This is a genomic window from Streptomyces resistomycificus (assembly GCF_001514265.1).
Classification (GTDB): domain Bacteria; phylum Actinomycetota; class Actinomycetes; order Streptomycetales; family Streptomycetaceae; genus Streptomyces; species Streptomyces resistomycificus.
The window spans coordinates 106,328-127,859 of record NZ_KQ949006.1 but is presented as its reverse complement, the minus strand read 5'-3'; the positions used below and the strand labels follow the sequence as shown (position 1 = coordinate 127,859).

Annotated in this window: 16 protein-coding genes; 10 read left to right on the top strand and 6 right to left on the bottom strand. The window is 71.5% G+C overall.

Annotated elements, in window-relative coordinates; all coding sequences use genetic code 11:
• Positions 1-45: 45 nt before the first annotated feature.
• The 3 genes from AQJ84_RS38050 to AQJ84_RS38040 are packed head-to-tail and all read left to right on the top strand — an operon-like array spanning position 46 to position 2,848.
• Positions 46-1,473, top strand: a complete 1,428-nt coding sequence (locus AQJ84_RS38050; RefSeq protein ID WP_053192336.1) for an FGGY-family carbohydrate kinase — start codon at positions 46-48, stop codon at positions 1,471-1,473.
• A 26-nt stretch (positions 1,474-1,499) separates the two neighbouring features.
• Positions 1,500-2,621, top strand: coding sequence for a glycerophosphodiester phosphodiesterase (locus AQJ84_RS38045; protein WP_030044366.1), 1,122 nt, complete (start codon positions 1,500-1,502; stop codon positions 2,619-2,621).
• Positions 2,618-2,848 carry a hypothetical protein gene (locus tag AQJ84_RS38040; RefSeq protein ID WP_053192338.1) on the top strand — a complete coding sequence of 77 codons (231 nt, stop codon included), beginning with the start codon at positions 2,618-2,620 and terminating at the stop codon, positions 2,846-2,848. Before AQJ84_RS38045 ends, AQJ84_RS38040 begins: the two co-directional genes overlap by 4 nt.
• A gap of 6 nt (positions 2,849-2,854) precedes the next feature.
• On the opposite strand, the gene AQJ84_RS38035 is transcribed toward AQJ84_RS38040, so the two are convergent.
• Positions 2,855-3,517 (bottom strand): mycothiol-dependent nitroreductase Rv2466c family protein, encoded by a 663-nt coding sequence (locus tag AQJ84_RS38035; protein ID WP_030044365.1) that lies wholly within the window; start codon positions 3,515-3,517, stop codon positions 2,855-2,857.
• A gap of 135 nt (positions 3,518-3,652) precedes the next feature.
• Here AQJ84_RS38035 and pepN (AQJ84_RS38030) point away from each other — a divergent pair, with 135 nt between their 5' ends.
• Positions 3,653-6,232 carry an aminopeptidase N gene (gene pepN, locus AQJ84_RS38030; protein ID WP_030044364.1) on the top strand — a complete coding sequence of 860 codons (2,580 nt, stop codon included), beginning with the start codon at positions 3,653-3,655 and terminating at the stop codon, positions 6,230-6,232.
• Between the two features lie 209 nt (positions 6,233-6,441).
• Positions 6,442-7,503: a serine/threonine-protein kinase gene (locus AQJ84_RS38025; RefSeq protein WP_030044363.1), complete on the top strand. Its 1,062-nt coding sequence runs from the start codon at positions 6,442-6,444 to the stop codon at positions 7,501-7,503.
• Positions 7,504-7,586: 83 nt separating this feature from the next.
• On the opposite strand, the gene AQJ84_RS38020 is transcribed toward AQJ84_RS38025, so the two are convergent.
• Complete coding sequence (locus AQJ84_RS38020) at positions 7,587-8,732, bottom strand: serine hydrolase domain-containing protein (protein ID WP_198536366.1); 1,146 nt, start codon at positions 8,730-8,732, stop codon at positions 7,587-7,589.
• A gap of 165 nt (positions 8,733-8,897) precedes the next feature.
• On the opposite strand from AQJ84_RS38020, the gene AQJ84_RS38015 reads away from it, so the two are divergent.
• The 3 genes from AQJ84_RS38015 to AQJ84_RS38005 all read left to right on the top strand — a co-directional run bounded on the left by AQJ84_RS38015 (position 8,898) and on the right by AQJ84_RS38005 (position 14,939).
• Positions 8,898-9,365, top strand: a complete 468-nt coding sequence (locus AQJ84_RS38015; RefSeq protein ID WP_198536367.1) for an NUDIX hydrolase — start codon at positions 8,898-8,900, stop codon at positions 9,363-9,365.
• A 295-nt stretch (positions 9,366-9,660) separates the two neighbouring features.
• Positions 9,661-11,421: a TIGR03767 family metallophosphoesterase gene (locus AQJ84_RS38010; protein ID WP_030044360.1), complete on the top strand. Its 1,761-nt coding sequence runs from the start codon at positions 9,661-9,663 to the stop codon at positions 11,419-11,421.
• 218 nt (positions 11,422-11,639) lie between these two features.
• Complete coding sequence (locus tag AQJ84_RS38005; protein ID WP_053192342.1) at positions 11,640-14,939, top strand: S8 family serine peptidase; 3,300 nt, start codon at positions 11,640-11,642, stop codon at positions 14,937-14,939.
• A 56-nt stretch (positions 14,940-14,995) separates the two neighbouring features.
• Here the strand turns inward: AQJ84_RS38005 and AQJ84_RS38000 are convergent, their stop codons facing one another.
• Together AQJ84_RS38000 and AQJ84_RS37995 are read right to left on the bottom strand one after the other, a co-directional pair.
• The gene (locus AQJ84_RS38000; protein ID WP_030044356.1) at positions 14,996-15,724 is read right to left on the bottom strand and encodes a hypothetical protein; all 729 of its coding nucleotides are present in this window, start codon (positions 15,722-15,724) and stop codon (positions 14,996-14,998) included.
• Between the two features lies 1 nt (position 15,725).
• Positions 15,726-16,265 (bottom strand): RNA polymerase sigma factor, encoded by a 540-nt coding sequence (locus tag AQJ84_RS37995; RefSeq protein ID WP_030044355.1) that lies wholly within the window; start codon positions 16,263-16,265, stop codon positions 15,726-15,728.
• Positions 16,266-16,623: 358 nt separating this feature from the next.
• Here AQJ84_RS37995 and AQJ84_RS37990 point away from each other — a divergent pair, with 358 nt between their 5' ends.
• The gene (locus AQJ84_RS37990) at positions 16,624-17,640 is read left to right on the top strand and encodes an aspartate-semialdehyde dehydrogenase (RefSeq protein ID WP_030044354.1); all 1,017 of its coding nucleotides are present in this window, start codon (positions 16,624-16,626) and stop codon (positions 17,638-17,640) included.
• 80 nt (positions 17,641-17,720) lie between these two features.
• Here the strand turns inward: AQJ84_RS37990 and AQJ84_RS37985 are convergent, their stop codons facing one another.
• Together AQJ84_RS37985 and AQJ84_RS37980 are read right to left on the bottom strand one after the other, a co-directional pair.
• Positions 17,721-18,161, bottom strand: a complete 441-nt coding sequence (locus AQJ84_RS37985; RefSeq protein ID WP_030044353.1) for a hypothetical protein — start codon at positions 18,159-18,161, stop codon at positions 17,721-17,723.
• Positions 18,162-18,313: 152 nt separating this feature from the next.
• A complete protein-coding gene (locus AQJ84_RS37980; RefSeq protein WP_030044352.1) occupies positions 18,314-18,790 on the bottom strand; it encodes a DUF1203 domain-containing protein in 477 nt (158 codons plus the stop codon).
• A 111-nt stretch (positions 18,791-18,901) separates the two neighbouring features.
• Here AQJ84_RS37980 and pepN (AQJ84_RS37975) point away from each other — a divergent pair, with 111 nt between their 5' ends.
• Positions 18,902-21,475, top strand: coding sequence for an aminopeptidase N (gene pepN / locus AQJ84_RS37975; RefSeq protein ID WP_030044351.1), 2,574 nt, complete (start codon positions 18,902-18,904; stop codon positions 21,473-21,475).
• Positions 21,476-21,532 lie beyond the last annotated feature (57 nt).

Genomic DNA, 21,532 nt, shown 5'->3' with positions numbered 1-21,532 from the left:
GACATCCGCCCCTGGCATCCGCGACGACTGGCTGAGGAGACTGGCATGTACGTCGGTATCGACGTGGGCACGTCTATGGTGAAGGCCGCCGGCTTCGACGCCGGCGGCCGTGAACTGGCCGTCGAGGCCCGCCCGGTGGGTCTCGCCCTGCACGAGGGCTTCGTCGAGCAGGACATGGAGGAGGTGTACGGGGCAGTCGTCGCCGTCCTCGAGGAGCTGACCGCACGGGTGGCGGAGCCGGTCGAGCTGGCCGGCCTCACCGGGCAGGGCGACGGGGTGTGGCTGGTGGACGGGCAGGGCCGTCCGGTGCGGGCGGCGGCCTCCTGGATGGACGGGCGGGCCCACGAACTGCTCGACCAGTGGCTGGCCGACGGCACCTTCGAGACGGTGTTCCGGCGGACCGGCAGCGCCATGTTCCCGGGCTGCCCGGGCCCACTGCTCGCCTGGCTGGACCGCAACGACCCGAAGTCCCTGGACGCGGCGCGGGCCGCCGTCTCCTGCAAGGACATGGTCTTCCAGCGGCTGACCGGGGCGTCCCGGGCGGTGACGGACGTGTCGGACGCGTCGATGCCGTTCCTCGACCCGAAGACACGTCTGTACGACAACCGGATCGTGGAGCTGCTCGGCCTGACCCACCGTCGCGGCCTGCTCGCCCCGGTCAGCGACCCGGTCGCGACGGCCCGGACACAGGGGGAGGGCCTGCCGCCCGGCACCCGGATCGCGAACGGCCCCTACGACCTGCCGGCCTGTGCGCTCGGCGCCGGGGTGACCACCGCCGGGGACGGCCTGCTCATCGTCGGCACCTGCCTGGCCGCCCTGGTCGCGACGACCGGCCTCGACCTCACCGGTGAGCCGGCCGGCCTGTACATCTCCACCGACCGCCCCGGTCACCGGCTGCGCGCCATGCCCGCGATGGTCGGCACGGCCGCGCTGGACTGGGTCCTGTCGACGACCGGCGTACGCCACGACGAGGTGGACGACCTGCTGGCACGCACCCCGCCCGGTGCGCACGGGGTCCGGGTGCTGCCGTACTTCGCGCCCTCCGGCGAGCGCGCCCCCTTCGTCGAGCCGCACCTGCGCGCCGAACTCACCGGGGTGTCCCTGGAGTCGACCCCGGCCGACCTGATCCGGGCGACCTGCGAGGGCATCGGCTACGCGGCCCGGCACTGCCTGGAGGCGGCCGGCCTGACGGGTTCGCTGGCCGTCTGCGGCGGCGGCACCCGAAGTCCCGCCTGGATGCGGCTGCTCGCGGACGTCCTCGGCCGGCCCCTGCGGGTCGTCGAAGGCGAGGTGGGTGCCCGGGGCGCGGTCCTCGCCGCGGCCGAGCGGTACGGGGTGGCGCTGGACGCCCCCGCCTGGACCCGGCCGACGGTGATCGTCGAGCCGGAGGCGGGCCGGGCCGCGTTCTACACGAAGGGCTACGAGGAGCACCTGGCCCGGCTGGACGAGGCGCGGGCCCGGGCCCGGTCCTGAACCCACCTACGAAGAAGGGCTGTCGTATGCACCTCCAACGCCGATCCCTGCTGCTCGCGGCCGCCACCGCCCCGGCGGCCGCCGGGTTACCCGCCCCCGCCTCCGCCTCCGCCTCCACGGCCTCCGCCTCCGCCTCGGTCGAGGAGCCGGGCGCGAGACGCCCGTTGGTCATCGGCCATCGCGGCGCGGCCGGCTGGCGCCCCGAGCACACCGCGGCCGCGTACACGTACGGCGTCCAGACGGGCGCCGACTGGATCGAACCGGACCTGGTGCCGACCAGGGACCATGTGCTGGTGGTCCGGCACGAGAACGAGATCTCCCAGACCACGGACGTGGCCGGGCACCCGGAGTTCGCGGACCGCCGTACGACGAGGACCGTGGACGGGCGGTCGGTGACCGGCTGGTTCACCGAGGACTTCACCCTCGCCGAGCTGAAGACCCTGCGGGCGGTGGAACGCCTCCCCCTGGTCCGCAACCGCAACACCGTGTTCGACGGCCGCGAGGAGATCCTCACCTTCCAGGAGGTGGTGGACCTGGCGCGGAGGCTGTCGAAGGCACACGGCCGGACGATCGCCGCCTTCCCGGAGACCAAGCACCCGACGTACTTCCGCTCGATCGGCCTGGAGCTGGAACCGGAGCTGGTCCGGCTGATCGGCCGCAACCGTCTCGGCCCCCGCGAGTGCGTGGTGCAGTCCTTCGAGCCGACGAGCCTCAGGCGCGTCGCCGCCGCCCGGCCGGGCGTGCCGCTGTGGCAGGCGCTGGGGACGACGGGCGGACCCTACGACCTGGTGTCCGGCGGGGATCCGACGACGTACCGGGACATGATGACGCCCGCGGGGCTGGCGAGGATCGCCGAGTACGCGGACTGGATCGGTCCGGACCGGACGTCGGTCGTCCCCGTCGGCGCGGACGGACGGCTCGGGGCCCCGACCACTCTGGTGGCGGACGCCCACGCGGCGGGGCTGCGGATCGGGCCGTACACCTTCCGGGCGGAGAACCAGTTCCTGCCGGCGGACTTCCGCCGGGGCGGCGGAGCCAACGATTTCGGGGACGCGTTCGCCGAGTACGCGCTGTACTACCGACTGGGAGTCGACGCGGTCGTAACCGACTTCCCGGACCTGGCGGCGACAGCGCGGAGGGATCGATGACCGAGATCGAGAGAGAGTGCCCCACCTGCCGTGGCAGACACAGGTTCCGCAGACTCGACCGCGCCGAGAAGGCGGCGGTCCGGGAGGAGAAGGGCGAGCGGCACTACGTGGACAACCTCTGGCGGTGCACCGCCGCCGGATGCCGGTGGTACCAGCCGTACCTCCACACACGCGGCGGCGGCCTGCTCCCCGAGAAGTTCGGGGAGCAGGCCGCCACTTCGAAGTGACCTACCTCACAGGTTGCTGAAGTCCGGGCCCTTGGTCCGCGTGCGCTTGATCTCGTAGAAGCCGGGGACCGAGGCCACGGCGAGCGTGCCGTCCCACAGCCGGGCGGCCTCCTCGCCCTTGGGCGCGGGGGTGACGACCGGGCCGAAGAAGGCGATCTGCTCGCCGTCCGGGCCGGGCACCGCGATGACCGGGGTGCCGACCTCCTGGCCGACCTTCTCGATGCCCTCCTTGTGGGAGGCGCGCAGCTCGGCCTCGAACTCGAAGTCCTTCTGGTCGGCGTACTCGATCAGGTCGGCGGGCAGACCCACGTCCGCCAGGGCACCGGCGATGGCCTCGGTCGTCGGGCCCTCGCCCTGGTTGTGGAAGCGGGTGCCGAGGGCGGTGTAGAGCGGGCCGAGGACGTCCGCACCGTGCTTCTGCCAGGCGGCGGTCACCACCCGTACCGGCTTCCATGCCTTGGTCGCGAGCATCTCCCGGTACTCCTCGGGCAACTCGTCTATCCGGTCCTCGTTCAGCACCGCGAGGCTCATGATGTGCCAGCGCACCTCGATGTCGCGGACCTTCTCCACCTCCAGGACCCAGCGGGAGGTCATCCAGGCCCACGGGCACAGCGGGTCGAACCAGAAGTCGACGGGGGTCTTGCCGGAGTCGGTCGCGGTCTGGGACATGGGTCTCCTCACAAAGCGGTCTTTCGCCCTGCAACAGTCGCCGGCCCCCGGTCCATTCCCTGCTGCCGGACGGCGGCGGCACATGACAGGATCGGCCTGTCCGCATACTGAACACCACCCGAGGAAGTGCCGCCCGTGCCCGGTGAGAATCTGTCCCGCGACGAGGCCCGGGAGCGGGCCGCCCTGCTGTCCGTGGACGGCTACGACGTCTTTCTCGACGTCCGCTCGGCCGTCGGAGACGACGCCGGAGACGGTCCGCGCACCTTCCGCTCGGTCACCACGATCCGCTTCCGCTGCGCCGAGCCCGGCGCGTCGAGCTTCGCGGACCTGATCGCGCCCGCCGTCAGTGCCGTCACCCTCAACGGCCACGACCTCGACCCCGGCGAGGTCTTCGACGGCTCCCGGATCGTCCTGGAGGACCTGGCCGCCGAGAACGAGCTGGTCGTCGACGCGCGGTGCGCGTACTCCCGTACCGGCGAGGGTCTGCACCGCTTCGTCGACCCGGAGGACGGCGAGGTCTACCTCTACACCCAGTACGAGCCGGCCGACTCCCGGCGCGTCTTCGCGAACTTCGAGCAGCCGGACCTCAAGGCGCCCTTCCGCTTCGAGGTGCGGGCGCCCGAGGAGTGGACGGTCTGGAGCAACGGCGTCGGGGAACGCGCCGACGGGGTGTGGCGGTTCGCTGAGACCAGGCCGATCTCGACGTACATCACCTGTGTGGTGGCGGGCCCCTACCACTACGTCACGGACTCCTACTCCCGGGCCCTGGACGACGGCTCCACGCTGGAGATCCCCCTCGGCGCCATGTGCCGCAAGGGTCTCGCCCCCTACTTCGACTCCGACGACGTCTTCCTGGTCACCAAGCAGGGCCTGGACTTCTTCCACGACCACTTCGACTACCCGTACCCCTTCGGGAAGTACGACCAGGCCTTCGTGCCCGAGTACAACCTCGGCGCGATGGAGAACCCGGGCCTGGTGACCTTCCGCGAGGAGTACATCTTCCGGGGCAGGGTCACGCAGGCGTCCTACGAGAGCCGGGCCACCGTGATCCTGCACGAGATGGCCCACATGTGGTTCGGCGACCTGGTCACCATGGTGTGGTGGGACGACCTGTGGCTCAAGGAGTCCTTCGCCGACTTCATGGGCACCTTCGCGGGCGTCGGCGCGACCCGCTTCACCGACGCCTGGATCACCTTCGCCAACCGCCGCAAGGCCTGGGCGTACCGTGCCGACCAGCTGCCGTCCACGCATCCGATCACCGCGGACATCCGCGACCTCCAGGACGCCAAGCTCAACTTCGACGGCATCACCTACGCCAAGGGTGCCTCGGTCCTCAAGCAGCTGGTGGCGTACGTCGGCCAGGACGCCTTCCTGGAGGGCGCACGGCGCTACTTCAAGCGGCACGCGTACGGCAACACGCGCCTGGGCGATCTGCTGTCGGTGCTGGAGGAGACCAGCGGGCGGGACATGACGGCGTGGTCGCGGGCCTGGCTGCAGTCGGCGGGCGTCAACTCCCTGACCCCGCAGGTGCTGTTGGCGGCGGACGGCAGCGTCGACGAGCTGGCCGTCGTGCAGGAGGCGGCCGAGTCGCACCCCGAGCTGCGCCCGCACCGGGTGGCGGTGGGCCTGTACCGGCGTACCGGATCCGGGGCAGTGGAGCGCTACGCCCGGGCCGAGGTGGACGTCGACGGCCCGCGGACCGTCGTGACACAACTGGCCGGTTCGGACGCCCCCGACCTGGTCCTGGTCAACGACGACGACCTGACGTACTGCAAGATCCGCTTCGACGCGACCTCGCTGGAGACGCTGCGGGACGGGCTGGGCGACCTCACCGACCCGCTGGCCCGCGCCCTGTGCTGGTCGGCGCTGTGGAACATGACGCGGGACGCGCTGCTGCCGGCGCGGGACTTCGTGGACCTGGTGCTGCGGTTCGCGGGCCGCGAGTCCGACATCGGCGTGCTGCAGATGCTGCACGCGTGGGCCAACTCGTCGCTGGTCAACTACGTGGCGCCGGGGTGGCGGGCGACCGGCGAGCGGCTCCTCGCCGAGGGCGCCCTGCGCGAACTGCGCTCCGCCGGGCCGGGCAGTCAGCACCAGCTGGCCTGGGCGCGGTTCTTCGCGACGGTGGCGTCCGGCGCGGGCGATCTGGAGCTGCTGCGGGCCCTGCTCGCGGGGACCGAGAAGATCGACGGCCTCGAGGTGGACCAGGAGCTGCGCTGGGCGTTCCTGCAGCCGCTGGCGGCCCACGCGGTCGCCGACGAGGGGACGCTGTCCGCCGAACTGGCCCGGGACAACACGGCGTCCGGGCGGCGCCACCAGGTCCGCTGCCTCGCCGCCCGCCCCTCGGCGGCGGTCAAGGCCCAGGCGTGGGCGCAGGTCGTGGAGTCCGACGCGCTCTCGAACGCGCTGGTCGAGGCCACGATCGCGGGGTGGGGCCAGTCGTCCCAGCGGGAGCTGCTCGCGCCGTACGCCGAGAAGTACTTCGCGGCGATCGAGCGGGTGTGGGCCGAGCGGTCCATCCAGATCGCCATGCACGTGGTCGAGGGCCTGTTCCCGGCGCTCCAGCACTCGCAGGCGACGCTGGACGCGACGGACGCCTGGCTGACGGCCCACGAGGACGCGGCACCGGCGCTGCGCAGGCTGGTGCTGGAGGCACGGGACGACCTGGCGCGGGGGCTGCGCGGACAGGCGTGCGACGCGGGAGCGGATGTCTAGGGACCTTTGGCCCACGATTCCGCTTTCCGTGACCGTTACGGAATGCGGGCAATAGGAGCCGTAACCCCTGGCCCCACCCGAATGGACCAGGGGTTTTCCCTACCTACTCGGCATCCGAACACCCGTCCTTTAGTGCCGCCTTGTCCGTATTTGTCGACAGGCGTGTAACAGCGGTTACAGCGGCGCCGGATGGCGGGAAACTCCCCGCCATGAACCACAACGCCCCGCTCCCCCCGGTCCCGCCGCTCTCCCCCCGCCCCGTGCTCCACCTCTCCGAGGTCCACCGCCGCGTCCTGACGGCCGCGCAGCTGCGTGCGCACGGCGTCTCGTCGGCCGAGACGAACGAGCAGTGCCGCCCCGGTGGCCCCTGGCAGCAGTTCCTCCCCGGCGTCGTCCTGCTCCACCCCGGCCCGCCGACCAGCGAGGAGCGGCTGCACGCGGTGCTGATGTACGCGGCGAAGGAGCGGGCGGCGACCGGCGTCCCGAGCCAGCCCGGCGCGGAGGACCCGCACCGGCGGCCGATGTACGCGGAGGCGATGATCACGGGCCTGGCGGCGCTGACCCTGTACGGCTTCTCCACGACGCCCCCGCTCACCGCCCTGGACCGGATCGACGTCCTGGTCCCGCGCCTGCGCCGGCTGCGCACGACGGGCTGCGCCCACATCGTCCGCAGCGCCGCCCTGCCGACCCCGCAGATGGTCACCGGCGTCCCGGTCGCCCCGGTCCCGCGCGCCCTGGCCGACGCGGTGACCGAACTGACCGACGCGGGGGCCGTACGCCGGCTGCTGACGGAGGCGGTACGCGCCGGTCACTGCGAACCCGCGGCGGTCGTACGGGAGTTGAACAACGCCAAGCTGCTGAGCCGGCCGCACGTGGTGGACGCGGTGGACTCGTTGCTGGCGGAGGGCAGGTCGATCGCGGAGGGCCGCCTGTACGCGATGGTCCACGAGTACGGCCTCCCCGACCCGGTCTGGAACGTGGACCTGCGCCTGCCGGGCGGTCCGCACCTGGGCGGCCTGGACGCCTACTGGCCGGAGCAGGCGGTGGCGGTCGAGCTCGACACCCGCGCCCCGCGCCAGGACGACGACGCCCTGTGGTCCGAATACGCCCGCAAGCGCGAGCACCTGGAGCGGCTCGGCATCACGGTCGTCCACATCACGCCCAAGAAGCTGCGCGACGCGAGGGAGCAGCAGGCGGCGGTGGTCCGCACGGCGCTGATGGCGTCCGGCGACCGCGATCCCGCCGCGTATGTCGTGGTGCTGCCCCGGTAGTGACGGACCGGGGCGGAATCAGGAGGGGAGAGGAGGGGCCGCGGGCGCACGCACCCGGCGGCCCCTCCTCGTGCCGTCTTCCGCTACTTGCCGCAGTACTCCGCCTCGATCACCGCGTCGCTGTCGCCCGTCCAGTCGCCGTTGAAGTTGAGGGCGAGGGAGTGGCGGCCGTCGGCCGTGGTCACGGCCTCCGACGAGGAGCCGTGGATGCCGCCGCCGTGGCCCCAGACGTGGACGCCGCAGCTCAGCTCGCGGTCGATGAGGCCGAGGCCGTACCCGGCGTCAGGGATGACGTCGACGGCCACCGTGGTCTTCATCTCCTTCAGTTGCTCGGCCGGCAGGAGGCGGCCGCGGAGCAGGGCCGTGTAGAAGCGGTTCAGGTCGCCGGAGTTGGAGATCATGTCCCCGGATCCGAAGGCCAGGGACGGGTTCAGTTCCGTGACGTCGTACGTCGGACCGGTCGTCGTCCGGGCCAGCTTGCCGTAGGCGCGGCTGCTGGGCCGCGGAAGGGTGGACCTCGTGCCGGGCACCGACGTGGCGCGCAGGTGCAGGGGCTCGATGACACGGTCGCGGACCGCCGCGCCGTACGGGCGGTCCGTGACGCTCTCGATCACCAGCGCGGCCAGGGTGTAGTTGGTGTTGGAGTAGTTCCAGGACGTGCCCGGCGCGAAGTCGGGCTTGTGGGACATGGCGATCGCGACGAGTTCCTCGGGCTTCTTGCGGTCGTAACGGTGCTCGAAGAAACCTTCCTTGAGGAAGTGCGTGCGGACGAAGGTCTCGTCGTCCGTGTAGTTGAAGATCCCGCTGGTGTGGTTGAGGAGTTGGCGCAGGGTGATCCTCCTGCCGTCGTGGCCGTTGCCCCGGACCAGGCCCGGCAGCCACGTGTCCACCTTGTCGTCCAGCGACAGACGCCCCTCCGCCTCCAGTTGGAGCAGCACCGTGGCGACGAAGGTCTTGGTGATGCTGCCGACCCGGTAACGGTCGTGCGGTGAACGCGGCTTCTGCGTCTTGAGGTCCCCCACGCCGGCCGTCGCCGACCAGGGCCCGTGGGAGTCCCTCGCCGTCGCCGTCACGCCGGGCACGCCGTCCGCCACCGCGGCCTGGATCGCCTCGCGGGTCGCGTCGTGCCGGCTGCCGCTCCCGTTGGGCGCCGCCGCGATGGCGGGCGCCGCCAGGGCCGCCGTGAGTGCCACGGCGGTCACCGCCACGAAGGTCGTCCGTACGGTCATGTCCTGCTCCCCGTTGTCGTTGTCGTCGTCGCGCCTGTCCGCTCGTCGTCAGGTCGTCGAGCGGGGTCGCGGGGACAGACCCGGCAGGGGCCGCCGGGGTTGAGGTGCCTTAGGTCGGTTGAGCGGGTTTCGGCCCTTCTTCGTTCGCTGCGTTAACGTCCGTGGGTGCGAAGAAGGTTGAGGGTGGCGGCCTACGCCGTATGCGTCCGCGACGGACAGCTCCTGCTCTCCCGCTCCCCCGCGCCGGACGGCGGCCCGCCGGAGTGGGTGCTGCCCGGCGGCGGCATGGAGCACGGCGAGGACCCCCACGACACCGTCCTGCGGGAGCTGGCCGAGGAGACCGGCTACCGCGCCGAGGTCACCGCCCTGCTCGGCGTCCACTCCAGCCGCCGCGCCTTCCCCCGCCGCCTCGGCCGCGCGCTCGACCGCCACGGCGTCCGCCTGGTCTACGAGGCCCGGATCACCGGCGGTGAGCTGTGCTACGAGGTCGGCGGCTCCACGGACATGGCCGCCTGGCACGACCTGGACGCCGTGCCAGGCCTGAACCGGGTGGGCCTCGTCGACATCGGGCTGCGGCTGTGGCGGGAGCGGCCGCCGTCGGGGCGGGCGGCGGAGGGCCGGGAGCCGGCCTGACCGCACCCTCCGACCCGCTCGGCCGCGCCACCGCCCGAGGGGCCCCGGAACACCCCTCCTGCCCGCGGAGATGAACACCGCGTGACCGCTCCCCGGCCGTCCGGGGAGCGCCCGTGGGCGCGCAGGGTAGTCCAAGATCGACGTACGGTGATCGGCGTTGCGCGTTGCCGTCTCGTTCACGCACAGGTCATCCCCGGTGCCAACGATCCGAAGTGAGCGGGAAGTTCGCGGCTGCGACCGGCGGTGAACCCCCGCGACCACTGTCGACGCGTTCGTCACCCGGGGAGATCGCGCCATGCCGCGCACACGCTCTGTCGCCGGCTCCACGCTGGAGATCAACCGCCGTTCCGCCCTCGCCGCCGCAGCGGCCGTGACCGTCTCCGCGGGCGTCGGCTACGCCCTGCGGCCCACCGACAGCCGGGCCGCCACCGGCACCGGCACCGAGGCCGCCGGGGCGCCCGTCGCCCAGTCCCGTCGGGCGCCGGCCGCGCCCCTGGCGCCGTACACCCGCGGCACCACCCTCTCCTCCGTCGCCACCCCGCGGACCAGCTCCGGCTACCGGCGTCTGGGGGACGGCCCGGGCTGGAAGCGGCGGGTCCGTGGCGAGCTCGCCGCGCCGAAGACCGGCCGGGCCGGACGCCGGACCACCCTCGCCGCGTTCGTGCAGCTCACCGACATGCACCTGATCGACGCCCAGCACCCGATGCGCCTGGAGTACCTGCGCTCGACGGACGTGCACGCCTGGCGGCCGCACGAGGCGCTGACGGTGCACGGCGCGGTCTCGCTGGTGGAGCGGGTCAACGCGCTGCGCGGGGCCCCCGTCACCGGCGCCCCGCTGCACTTCGCCATGACGACCGGCGACAACACGGACAACAACGCCAGGACCGAGCTGGAGTGGTTTCTGACCGTCATGAGCGGCGGCCGGATCACCCCCAACTCCGGTGACCCGCGCCGCTACGAGGGCGTCCAGAACAGTGGTCTCAAGCAGTACTGGCAGCCCGACGCGAGCGTGCGCGACGCCGACAAGCAGCTCGGCTTCCCGCACCTGGAGGGCTTCCTGACGGCGGCCGTACGGGAGTTGAACAGCCCGGGCCTCAACCTGCCCTGGTACTCCACGGTCGGCAACCACGACGCCATGCCGCTGGGCTGCTACGGCCACGGCGACTCCTGGCTCGCCGAGTACGCCGTCGGCGGCAAGAAACTGATGAGCCTGTCCGCGTCGGAGGCGAAGAAGCTCCAGGACGCCATCACGAACGGCAAGGACCCGAAGGGGACGGCGTTCCGCGACCTGCTCAAGGCGCACACCCGGGACATGCGCTCGGTCACGCCGGACGAGAAGCGCGCCCCCTACACGGCCACCGACTACCTCAAGGCCCACCTCGACCCCGCCTACCGGGGTGTCGGCCCGGTAGGGCACGGCTACTCCTCGGCGAACGTCGACGCGGGCACCCAGTACTACAGCTTCCGCATCGCCGACGACGTCATCGGCATCAGCCTCGACACCACCGACCCCGGCGGCCACTACAACGGCTCCATCGGGACGGCCCAGCTGAGGTGGCTGGACAGGACGCTGCGCGACAACAAGGACTCGTACGCGGTCGTCTTCAGCCACCACACCAGCAAGAGCATGACCAACACCCGTCCCGACCCGGCCCGGCCCGGCGAGCGGCGGCACAACGGCAAGGAGGTCGTCGCTCTCCTCGGCAGCCACGCCAACGTCCTGGCCTGGGTGAACGGGCACATCCACCGCAACGACATCACCCCGCACTCCGCCCCCGACGGCCGCTCCTTCTGGGAGATCTCCACCGCCTCCCACGTCGACTACCCGCAGCTCGCCCGCGTCATCGAGCTGGTGGACAACAAGGACGGCACCCTCTCGCTCTTCACCACCTGCGTCGAGTCCACGGCCCCGCACCGCACCGACTTCGCCGACCTCTCCCAGACCGGTCTGGCCGCCCTCTACCGCGAACTGTCCTTCAACGCCCCCGGCGCCCGGACGGACCTGGCCGGGGAGTCGAAGGACCGCAACACGGAGCTGCTGCTGAGGAAGGGCTGAACCCCGACCCGAGCCGTTTCGCCCCTTTCGCCGCGCATCTCCTCAAAGGGCATCGGGGGTTTTCCCCATCCGTCCATATCGATTCGGTCAACTCTCCCTAAACATCCTTCCCATGAGTAAAGCTGTGCGATCGTCCGGGATCGCATTCCGGGCCACCGCGGTCAGGACCGATCGACCCGGCCGCAACCCGCTCGTTCCTTTACCTACAAGGGATGCCGATGACCCTCACCCCCCAGCGCGACCGTGAACCGATACCGGGAGCGAGACGCGCGGCGCGGATAGCCGTGGCCGCCGGTCTGGTGGCCGCACTCTCCGCGGCGGGGCCGCTACCCATGGCCCTCGCCGCGGACGACGCACCCGTCGCAGCCGACCCGGGCGTGAAGTCCGCCCACGACAAGCTCGGTTCCGACGACGCGGACCTGCTCGCCGAGGCGAAGGCCGCCGGCGACAAGACCGTCACGATGATGGTGGCCACCGCGCCCGGGCAGACCGAGACGGTCGCCGAGCAGCTCGACTCGGTCAAGGGCGGCCTGGTCGGCCGTACCTACGACAAGCTCGGCTACGTCCGCGCCACGGTTCCCACCGGCAAGGCGGACTCGGCCATCGCCGCCGCCGCGAAGCTGTCCTCCGTGCACGGCATCGACCTGCGCCAGGACATCCCGCTGGACGACCCGACGCCGAGCGCCGACACCGTCAAGGGCGCCGCGGGCAAGGGCACCACCGCCGCCGCCGCCGCGCCGAACAAGCGGACCCCCGCCGAGAACCCGTACAACCCGTCCTTCGAGACGGGCGCCGTCGACTTCGTGGAGGACCACCCGAAGGCGGACGGCCGGGGCGTCACCATCGGTGTCCTGGACTCGGGCGTGGACCTCTCCCACCCGGCGCTGCAGAAGACCACCACCGGCGAGCGCAAGATCGTCGACTGGGTGACGGCGACCGACCCGGTCGCCGACGGTGACGCCACCTGGCGCGCGATGCTGACCGCGGTGGCCGGCCCCACCTTCACCTACGGCGGCCAGAGCTGGACGGCGCCCGCCGGGTCGTACGAGATCAACGTGTTCCGCGAGTCCGCCACCACGGGCGGCGACGCCAAGGGCGACGCGAACCGCGACGGCGACACCACCGACGTGTGGGGTGTGCTGTACGACAAGGCGAACGGCACCGTCCGGGTCGACCTGAACAACAACAACGACTTCGGTGACGACACCCCGATGAAGCCGTACAAGGACGGCTTCCAGATCGGCTGGTTCGGCACCGACAACCCGGCGACCGACGTCGCCGAACGGCAGCCGTTCGTCGTCGAGATCCGCAAGGACGTCGTCTACAACGCCGCCGGCGCGAAGACCGACTTCGTCAACATCGGCGTCATCGAGTCCGAGCACGGCACGCACGTCGCCGGTATCACCGCGGCCAACGGCCTCTTCGGCGGCCGGATGGACGGTGCCGCGCCCGGCGCGAAGATCGTCTCCTCCCGTGCCTGCACCTGGACCGGCGGCTGCACCAACGTCGCCCTCACCGAGGGCATGATCGACCTCGTCGCCAACCGCGGTGTCGACATCGTCAACATGTCGATCGGCGGTCTGCCCGCGCTGAACGACGGCAACAACGCGCGCGCCGAGCTGTACACGCGCCTCATCGACACCTACGGCGTCCAGCTGGTGATCTCGGCCGGCAACTCCGGCCCCGGTGCCAACACGATCGGCGACCCCGGTCTGGCCGACAAGGTCATCTCGGTCGGCGCGTCCATCTCCAAGGAGACCTGGGCCGCCAACTACGGCTCGGCCGTGGAGAAGAAGTACGCCATGATGCCGTTCTCCTCGCGCGGTCCGCGTGAGGACGGCGGGTTCACGCCCACCCTGGTCGCCCCGGGTGCCGCGATCAACACCATCCAGACCTGGCTGCCGGGCGCCCCGGTCGCCGAGGCGGGCTACACCCTGCCGGCCGGCTACGGCATGCTGCAGGGCACCTCGATGGCGTCCCCGCAGGCCGCCGGTGCCTCCGCGCTGCTGCTGTCCGCCGCCAAGGCCAAGGGTTTCGAGCTGAAGCCCGCCGCCCTGCGCACCGCGCTGACCTCGACCGCCGACCACATCAAGGGGACGCAGGCGTACGAGGAGGGTGTCGGCCTCATCAACATCCCGGACGCCTGGGACTCGATCCTCGACGGCGCCACCGCGCACGACTACACGGTGAAGGCGCCGGTCGACACCGCGGTCGACCAGTTCCTGAAGACCCCGGGCTTCGGCACGGGCCTGTACGACCGTGAGGGCGGCCTCAAGGCCGGCAAGAAGAAGACGTACGACGTCACGATCACCCGTACGTCCGGTGCCGACAAGCCGGTCCGCCACGAGCTGTACTTCGAGAACAACGCGGCGAACACCTTCAAGATCGTCGGCTCCGACGAGGTGAAGCTGCCGCTGAACCAGCCGGTCACCGTCAAGGTCCAGGCCGCGCCGAAGTCCGCCGGTCTCAAGAGCGCGATCCTCGAGGTCGACGACCCGAAGACCGAGGGCATCGACAAGCAGGTCATGACCACGGTCGTGGTCTCCGCACCCGTGAACCACACCTTCTCGGCGTCGAACACGGTCCAGCGCAACAGCACCCAGTCGTACTTCGTGACCGTGCCCGAGGGCGCCAAGTCCCTCGAGGTCGCGATCGGCGGGCTGAAGGGCCAGAGCCAGACCCGGTTCATCGCCATCCACCCCTACGGCGTCCCGGTCGACAACACCGGCACCCCGAACTGCTACAACAACTACCTCGACGGCAACGGCTGCAGGCCCGACGTGCGTTCGTACGCCGACCCGGTGCCGGGTGTCTGGGAGATCGAGGTCGAGTCGCGCCGTACGTCGCCGCTGCTCGACAACCCGTACAAGCTGGACGTCGCCGTCCTCGGCGCGGTCTTCGACCCGGAGACCGTGACCGTGCCCGAGGCCAAGGTCGGCACGCCGGCCGCCGCCTCCTGGAAGGTGACGAACAAGCTCGCCGCCGTCGACGGCAAGCTGGTCGGCGGCCCGCTCGGCTCGGCCAAGTCGGCCCGCCCGACGATCGCCGAGGGCGAGACCGCGACCACCACGGTCACGGTGCCCGAGGGCGCCAAGTCCCTGGACGTCGCGATCGGCAACGTCTCCGACGCCGCCGCCGACCTCGACCTCGTCGTGTACGACGCGGCGGGCGCGGAAGCCGGCAGCTCCGCCGACGGCGACTCGGAGGAGTCCGTCTCGGTGGCCGACCCGGCCCCCGGCACGTACACCATCGAGGTCATCGGCTACGCGATCCCGGCCGGCAGCACCGCGTACGACTACCAGGACGTGTTCTTCTCCGCCGCGCTCGGTTCCGTCGCCGTCGACGGCTCGGCGCCGGTGAAGCTCGGCACCGGCGACTCCACGACGGTCTCCGGCAGCGTCACCGCCGCCGCGGCCGCCCCGGAGGGCCGTGAGTTCTTCGGCCAGGTCCAGCTGGTCAACGCGCGCGGCACGGTCGCGGGCCTGGGCAGCGTGAAGATCGAGAAGGTCACGCCGTAGTCACTGCGGCTGTGGGGGCGGGCGTTCGTCGTCAGGTGACGGGCGCCCGCCCTTTCTCATGAGCAGGTCAGCCCGCGGGACTCCGGGAGCGAGGCGGTGATCCAGGCCCGCTCGCGGGCCACCGCCCGCTCCCCCAGGACCCAGGAGTCGGGTGTGGCCGCGTCGTGCCAGGCCCCGAACAGCACCCGGTCGCCCTTCGCGGGCAGACGGGACATCACGTACCGGCTGATCACGTAGGTCAGTTCGTCCTCGCCCTCGGCCGGCTTGTAGTAGCGGGTCACGCGCACGGTGACTCGCAGCAGCTCCCCGTCAGGCAGTTCCTCGGCGCGCAGGACGGTCCCCTCGGCCACCGTGCGGGCGCAGGCCAGGTAGCGGGGGCTGCCGAAGCGGACACCGCCGGACTCCTGCTTGGCGGCCCCGCTGTCCGCGCCGGCGCCGGCTCCGCTCGGGGCCTGGGACAGCAGCCAGCCCATGCCCGACAGCACGGCCGCGGCGGCGGTCACCGCCAAGGCTCCGAAGGCCAGGTTGAAGGCCCGGCGCCGGGCCGGGGTCCGGGACGGGCTCCGGGACGGGCGAACGGGCGCCGGTCGGGGGGCCGCGGGCGGTTCGGCGAGGGCGTGCCCGATGAGGCCCAGCTGCTCGCGCAGCAGGGCGAGATCGGCCTGGGCCGAGCGGTGTTCGGCCAGGAAGGCCGGGTCGGCGCGGGCGGTGTCCGGCAGCGGTTCGTCGGTGATCGCGGCCATCAGCGCGTCCGCGCCGGCGCGTCCGTCGTGTTCGGCGGTCACGTCACACCACCTCGTCCTCGTGCAGGCGGGCACGCAGGGCCCGTACCGCCGTGTGCAGCCGGCTCTTCACCGTGCCCTCGGGGATGCCTAGTTCCTCGGCGATGCCGCTCACCGGGAGGTCGGCGTAGAAACGCAGGACGAGCACCTGGCGCTGGGCGTCGGGCAGTTCGTCCAGGCCCTGGGCCACGGCCAGGGAGAGCACGCTGGTGTCCTCGCCCGAGGGGTGTTCCAGCTGGCGCAGGGAGGCGAGGCGTTCACCGACGCGCTCCTGGCGGCGCTTGGCCCGGTGCCAGTCCATCGCCAGGTTGGAGGCGACGACCGCCGCCCAGGCCGACACGTCACGCGGCGCCTCGTCCCCCCGGGCCGCGCGTTCCAGCAGCCGCAGACGGACCTGCTGCACCCCGTCCGGCAGGTCCGCCTGCGGCACTCCCCCGAGCGCGAGCACCGCCCGCACCCGGCGTTCCTGGGCCGCGTCCAGCGGGTCGTCCAGCACGTCGTGTGTGCCGTCCCCCTGGCCGCGGCGGGACTTTCTGCGCAGCACAGCGCCCCCTCTTCTCGCCGCGTTTCCTCTATGACGCCGTCGGGGGCCGAAACGTTCGGCCTCTTTTCCCGCCGCACCGCAGAGGCGTACGTCACACCTCCGCGTGCGGCGGGACACGGCGGGCAGGGGTGGGGCAGTACAGCTTGCGGCACAGGGCCGCTGCCGGACGAATTTCTGCAGCTCAGCGGGGTCCGGCAGGGAGAACCGGAGCCGGACCTGGGGCCGGACGCGTCCCATTCCTCGGGCACGCCGCCCAAAGAAGTGGACACGCGGACCGGGACTGACCGCATGATGGAAACACCTCAGCCATGCATCAGGCACATGTACGTCACGCAGAGAGCACGCAGAAGGAGTCGTCGTGAGGGTCGGAATCGTCGGAGCCACCGGTCAGGTCGGCACGGTCATGCGCAGGATTCTCACGGAGCGCGACTTCCCGGTGACGGAGCTGCGCCTGTTCGCCTCGGCCCGCTCGGCGGGGACGGTGCTGGACGGCGTGACGGTGGAGGACGCGACCACCGCCGACTACACCGGCCTGGACATCGTGCTGTTCTCCGCGGGCGGCTCGACCTCCAAGGCGCTGGCCGAGAAGGTCGCCTCCCAGGGCCCCGTGGTGATCGACAACTCGTCGGCGTGGCGCCGCGACCCCGACGTGCCGCTGGTCGTGTCCGAGGTGAACCCGCACGCGATCGCCAACCGCCCCAAGGGCATCATCGCCAACCCGAACTGCACCACGATGGCCGCGATGCCGGTCCTGAAGCCGCTGCACGCCGAGGCGGGCCTTCAGGCGCTGGTCGTCGCCACCTACCAGGCGGTGTCCGGCTCCGGGCTGGCCGGCGTGGACGAGCTGTTCGAGCAGGTCAAGAAGGTCGGCGAGGACGCGCCGAAGCTGACGCACGACGGTTCGGCGGCGGAGTTCCCCGCGCCGAACAAGTACGTGGCGCCGATCGCGTACAACGTGCTCCCGATGGCCGGTTCGATCGTCGACGACGGTCTGAACGAGACCGACGAGGAGCAGAAGCTGCGGCACGAGTCCCGCAAGATCCTGGAGATCCCCGAGCTGAAGGTCTCCGGCACCTGCGTGCGGGTCCCCGTCTTCTCGGGCCACTCTCTCCAGGTCAACGCCCGCTTCGCCCGTCCGATCAGCGTCGAGCGCGCCAAGGAGCTCCTGGGCGGCGCCCCCGGCGTCGCCGTCACCGAGGTCCCGACCCCGCTCCAGGCGGCCGGCCAGGACCCCTCCTTCGTGGGCCGCATCCGCACGGACGAGACCGTCGACAACGGTCTCGCCTTCTTCGTCTCCAACGACAACCTCCGCAAGGGCGCCGCGCTGAACGCGGTGCAGATCGCGGAGCTGGTGGCGGCCGAGCTCAAGGGCTGACGCCGTGGACGAGGTCCGGCCCCCTGCTCCGTAGGCTTCGGAGCAGGGGGCCGGACCATGTCATGTCATGTCATGTCATGTCAGACGGTGCCCGGCGGGAACCCGTGATGGGCACCGCCGCGGACCAGGACCCGCCAGGCCTCCATCGCGCCGGAGCAGTCGGGGAACGCCGTGAGCCGGAACCCGGGCGCCCAGCTCACGGTGAGCTCACCGCCCTCGCCGACACGCACGTCCTCGACGCGGGGTCGCAGCTCGGCGAGGATCGTGTTGAGCTTGGCCGTGCGGGCATCGAAGATCATGCGGAACTCGTCGAAGGCCCGCTCTCCCGCGCCCTTCTGCGCGTACCGCATGTCCGCGGATCCCAGGACGATCTTTCCGTCGTGCAGCATCCGGAACGGGCACTGCAGATGGGCCATGACCGTCTCGCCCCCGGAGCCCTCGAACTCGACGACCCCCATGTCCACGGCCCTGCCGACGGACCGGACGACCGTTCCCGTCAGGATGTGGCTGATCTCGTCCACCCGAGCCTCCTCGCGGCCGCCGACTGCGCCGCGGCAGCCGTCTCGCCGCGGGCGGTTCCCACCGCACTCGCCGGCGGATCGTGAACGGCAGAGTAGAAGCCCGGTGACACGGAGGTCCAGATCACCGCACGCCCGCCGGCGCGTCCCTGTACTCAGTCCCTGCGCACCTCGTAGAGGAAGCAGCCGTACTCGACGGCCCGGACGTGGACGAGTGCCACGGCCGGGTCGTCGAAGGCCTCCCGGAAGGCGTCACCGAACCCGTCCGGCTCCTCGACCAGCCGCCCGCCCAGGATCCGTCCGTCGGCCGAGTACCTGCGGACCGTGCGGTGGGCGTCGGTGAAGGGAAGCCGGTCGTCGGCCGGGCCCGCGCAGTCCTCCGCGTGCACGAACACCGGCCCCTGCTCGTCGTACGCCCCCGGATCGACGCCCGTCTCCCTCGCCCAGCGGCGCAGCGGGGCGTAGGAGACCAGGGCGATCCGCTCCCCCGGGGCGCTGCGGCGCAGACAGCAGCGGAGCGGGGCGCCGCCCTCCTCGTCGGTCACGGGAACGATCTCGCGCCCCCGGTCGTCAGCAGAGCGCAGCTCCTTCAGGGCCACCTGACCGATGGGCCGTGCGGTGTACGTCGTCATGTCCCCAGACTCGCGCGCGTCCACCCCGCTCACCGGCGGGAAACGGACATCGCGTTCGGTGCGGGCCCGTGGAAGGATGGCGCAACCCACACATATCGAGGAGATGACCGCGTGCCTGGCACAAACCTGACTCGCGAAGAGGCGCAGCAGCGGGCGAAGCTGCTCACCGTTGACTCGTACGAGATCGATCTCGACCTCTCCGGCGCGCAGGAGGGCGGTACCTACAGGTCCGTGACCACGGTGCGCTTCGACGTCGCCGAAACCGGCGCGGAGTCCTTCATCGACCTGGTCGCCCCGACCGTCCACGAGATCGCCCTCAACGGCGACCAGCTCGACCCCGCGGAACTCTTCGCGGACTCGCGGATCGCGCTGCCGGGACTACTGGAGGGCCGCAACATCCTCCGGGTCGTCGCCGACTGCGCCTACACCAACACCGGTGAGGGCCTGCACCGGTTCGTCGACCCCGTCGACAACCAGGCCTACCTCTACACCCAGTTCGAGGTGCCGGACGCCCGCCGCGTGTTCGCGTCCTTCGAGCAGCCCGACCTCAAGGCCACCTTCCAGTTCACCGTGAAGGCCCCGGACGGCTGGACGGTCATCTCCAACTCTCCGACGCCCGAGGCGAAGGACAACGTCTGGGAGTTCGAGCCGACGCCGCGCATCTCGACGTACATCACCGCGCTGATCGTCGGCCCCTACCACTCGGTGCACAGCGTGTACGAGAAGGACGGCCAGTCCGTCCCGCTCGGCATCTACTGCCGGCCCTCGCTGGCCGAGCACCTCGACTCGGACGCCATCTTCGAGGTGACCCGGCAGGGCTTCGACTGGTTCCAGGAGAAGTTCGACTACGCGTACCCGTTCAAGAAGTACGACCAGCTGTTCGTGCCGGAGTTCAACGCGGGCGCGATGGAGAACGCGGGCGCGGTCACCATCCGCGACCAGTACGTCTTCAGGTCGAAGGTGACGGACGCGGCGTACGAGGTGCGCGCCGAGACGATCCTGCACGAGCTGGCCCACATGTGGTTCGGCGACCTGGTCACCATGGAGTGGTGGAACGACCTGTGGCTGAACGAGTCGTTCGCCACCTACACCTCCATCGCCTGCCAGGCCCACGCGCCGGGCAGCCGGTGGCCGCACTCCTGGACCACCTTCGCCAACTCCATGAAGACGTGGGCCTACCGCCAGGACCAGCTGCCGTCCACGCACCCGATCATGGCCGAGATCAACGACCTCGACGACGTGCTGGTCAACTTCGACGGCATCACCTACGCCAAGGGTGCCTCCGTACTGAAGCAGCTCGTCGCGTACGTCGGCATGGACGAGTTCTTCGCGGGCGTGCAGGCGTACTTCAAGGCGCACGCGTTCGGCAACACCCGCCTGTCGGACCTGCTGGGCGCCCTGGAGGAGACCTCGGGGCGTGATCTGAAGGCCTGGTCGAAGGCGTGGCTGGAGACCGCCGGCATCAACGTCCTGCGCCCGGAGATCGAGACGGACGCCGACGGCGTCGTCACGTCCTTCGCGATCCGCCAGGAGGCCCCCGCGCTGCCCGCCGGCGCCAAGGGCGAGCCCACCCTGCGCCCGCACCGCATCGCCGTGGGCCTGTACGAACTCGACGACGAGAGCGGCAAGCTGGTGCGCGACGAGCGCGTCGAGCTGGACGTCGAGGGCGAACTGACCGCCGTGCCGCAGCTGGTGGGCAGGCGCCGTCCGGCGGTGGTGCTGCTCAACGACGACGACCTGTCGTACGCGAAGGTCCGCCTCGACGAGCAGTCCCTCGCCTTCGTGACCGAGCACCTCGGCGACTTCGAGTCCTCCCTCCCCCGCGCCCTGTGCTGGGCGTCGGCGTGGGACATGACCCGGGACGCCGAGCTGCCGACCCGCGACTACCTGTCCCTGGTCCTGTCGGGCATCGGCAAGGAGTCCGACATCGGCGTCGTGCAGTCGCTGCACCGCCAGGTGAAGATGGCCATCGAGCTGTACGCCGACCCGGCCGCGCGCGAGGCCCTGCTGGCCCGCTGGACCGACGCGACGCTCGCCCACCTGCGGGCGGCCGCGCCGGGCGGTGACCACCAGCTGGCGTGGGCGCGCGCGTTCGCCGCGACCGCGCGGACGCCGGAGCAGCTGGACCTGCTCGACGCGCTGCTGGAGGGCACGCAGACGATCGAGGGCCTGGCCGTCGACACGGAGCTGCGCTGGGCTCTGGTGCAGCGGCTGGCGACCGTGGGCCGGTTCGACGAGGCGGAGATCGCCGCCGAGTACGAGCGGGACAAGACGGCCGCCGGTGAGCGCCACGCGGCCTCCGCGCGGGCCTCCCGCCCGACGGACGAGGCGAAGACCGAGGCCTGGGCGTCGGTCGTCGAGTCCGACAAGCTCCCGAACGCCGTCCAGGAGGCGGTCATCGGAGGCTTCGTCCAGACCGACCAGCGCGAGCTGCTGGCGCCGTACACGGACCGGTACTTCGAGGCCCTCAAGGGCGTCTGGGAGTCCCGTTCGCACGAGATGGCCCAGCAGATCGCGGTCGGCCTCTACCCGTCGCTCCAGGTCTCCGAGGACACCCTCCGCAAGACCGACGAGTGGCTGGCCTCGGCGGAGCCCAACGCGGCGCTGCGTCGCCTGGTCTCCGAGTCCCGGGCGGGCGTGGAGCGCGCCCTGAAGGCCCAGGCGGCGGACGCGGCGGCCGGGTAGCAGGTAGCAGGTAGCAGGTAGCAGGTAGCAGGAGTCGTAGTACGTCGTACGTTCGTA

Coding starts and splice junctions, on each gene's coding strand:
- AQJ84_RS38050 (WP_053192336.1), top strand. CDS start 46: ATGTACGTCGGTATCGACGTGGGCACGTCTATGGTGAAGGCCGCCGGC.
- AQJ84_RS38045 (WP_030044366.1), top strand. CDS start 1,500: ATGCACCTCCAACGCCGATCCCTGCTGCTCGCGGCCGCCACCGCCCCG.
- AQJ84_RS38040 (WP_053192338.1), top strand. CDS start 2,618: ATGACCGAGATCGAGAGAGAGTGCCCCACCTGCCGTGGCAGACACAGG.
- AQJ84_RS38035 (WP_030044365.1), bottom strand. CDS start 3,517: ATGTCCCAGACCGCGACCGACTCCGGCAAGACCCCCGTCGACTTCTGG.
- AQJ84_RS38025 (WP_030044363.1), top strand. CDS start 6,442: ATGAACCACAACGCCCCGCTCCCCCCGGTCCCGCCGCTCTCCCCCCGC.
- AQJ84_RS38020 (WP_198536366.1), bottom strand. CDS start 8,732: ATGACCGTACGGACGACCTTCGTGGCGGTGACCGCCGTGGCACTCACG.
- AQJ84_RS38010 (WP_030044360.1), top strand. CDS start 9,661: ATGCCGCGCACACGCTCTGTCGCCGGCTCCACGCTGGAGATCAACCGC.
- AQJ84_RS38005 (WP_053192342.1), top strand. CDS start 11,640: ATGACCCTCACCCCCCAGCGCGACCGTGAACCGATACCGGGAGCGAGA.
- AQJ84_RS37980 (WP_030044352.1), bottom strand. CDS start 18,790: ATGACGACGTACACCGCACGGCCCATCGGTCAGGTGGCCCTGAAGGAG.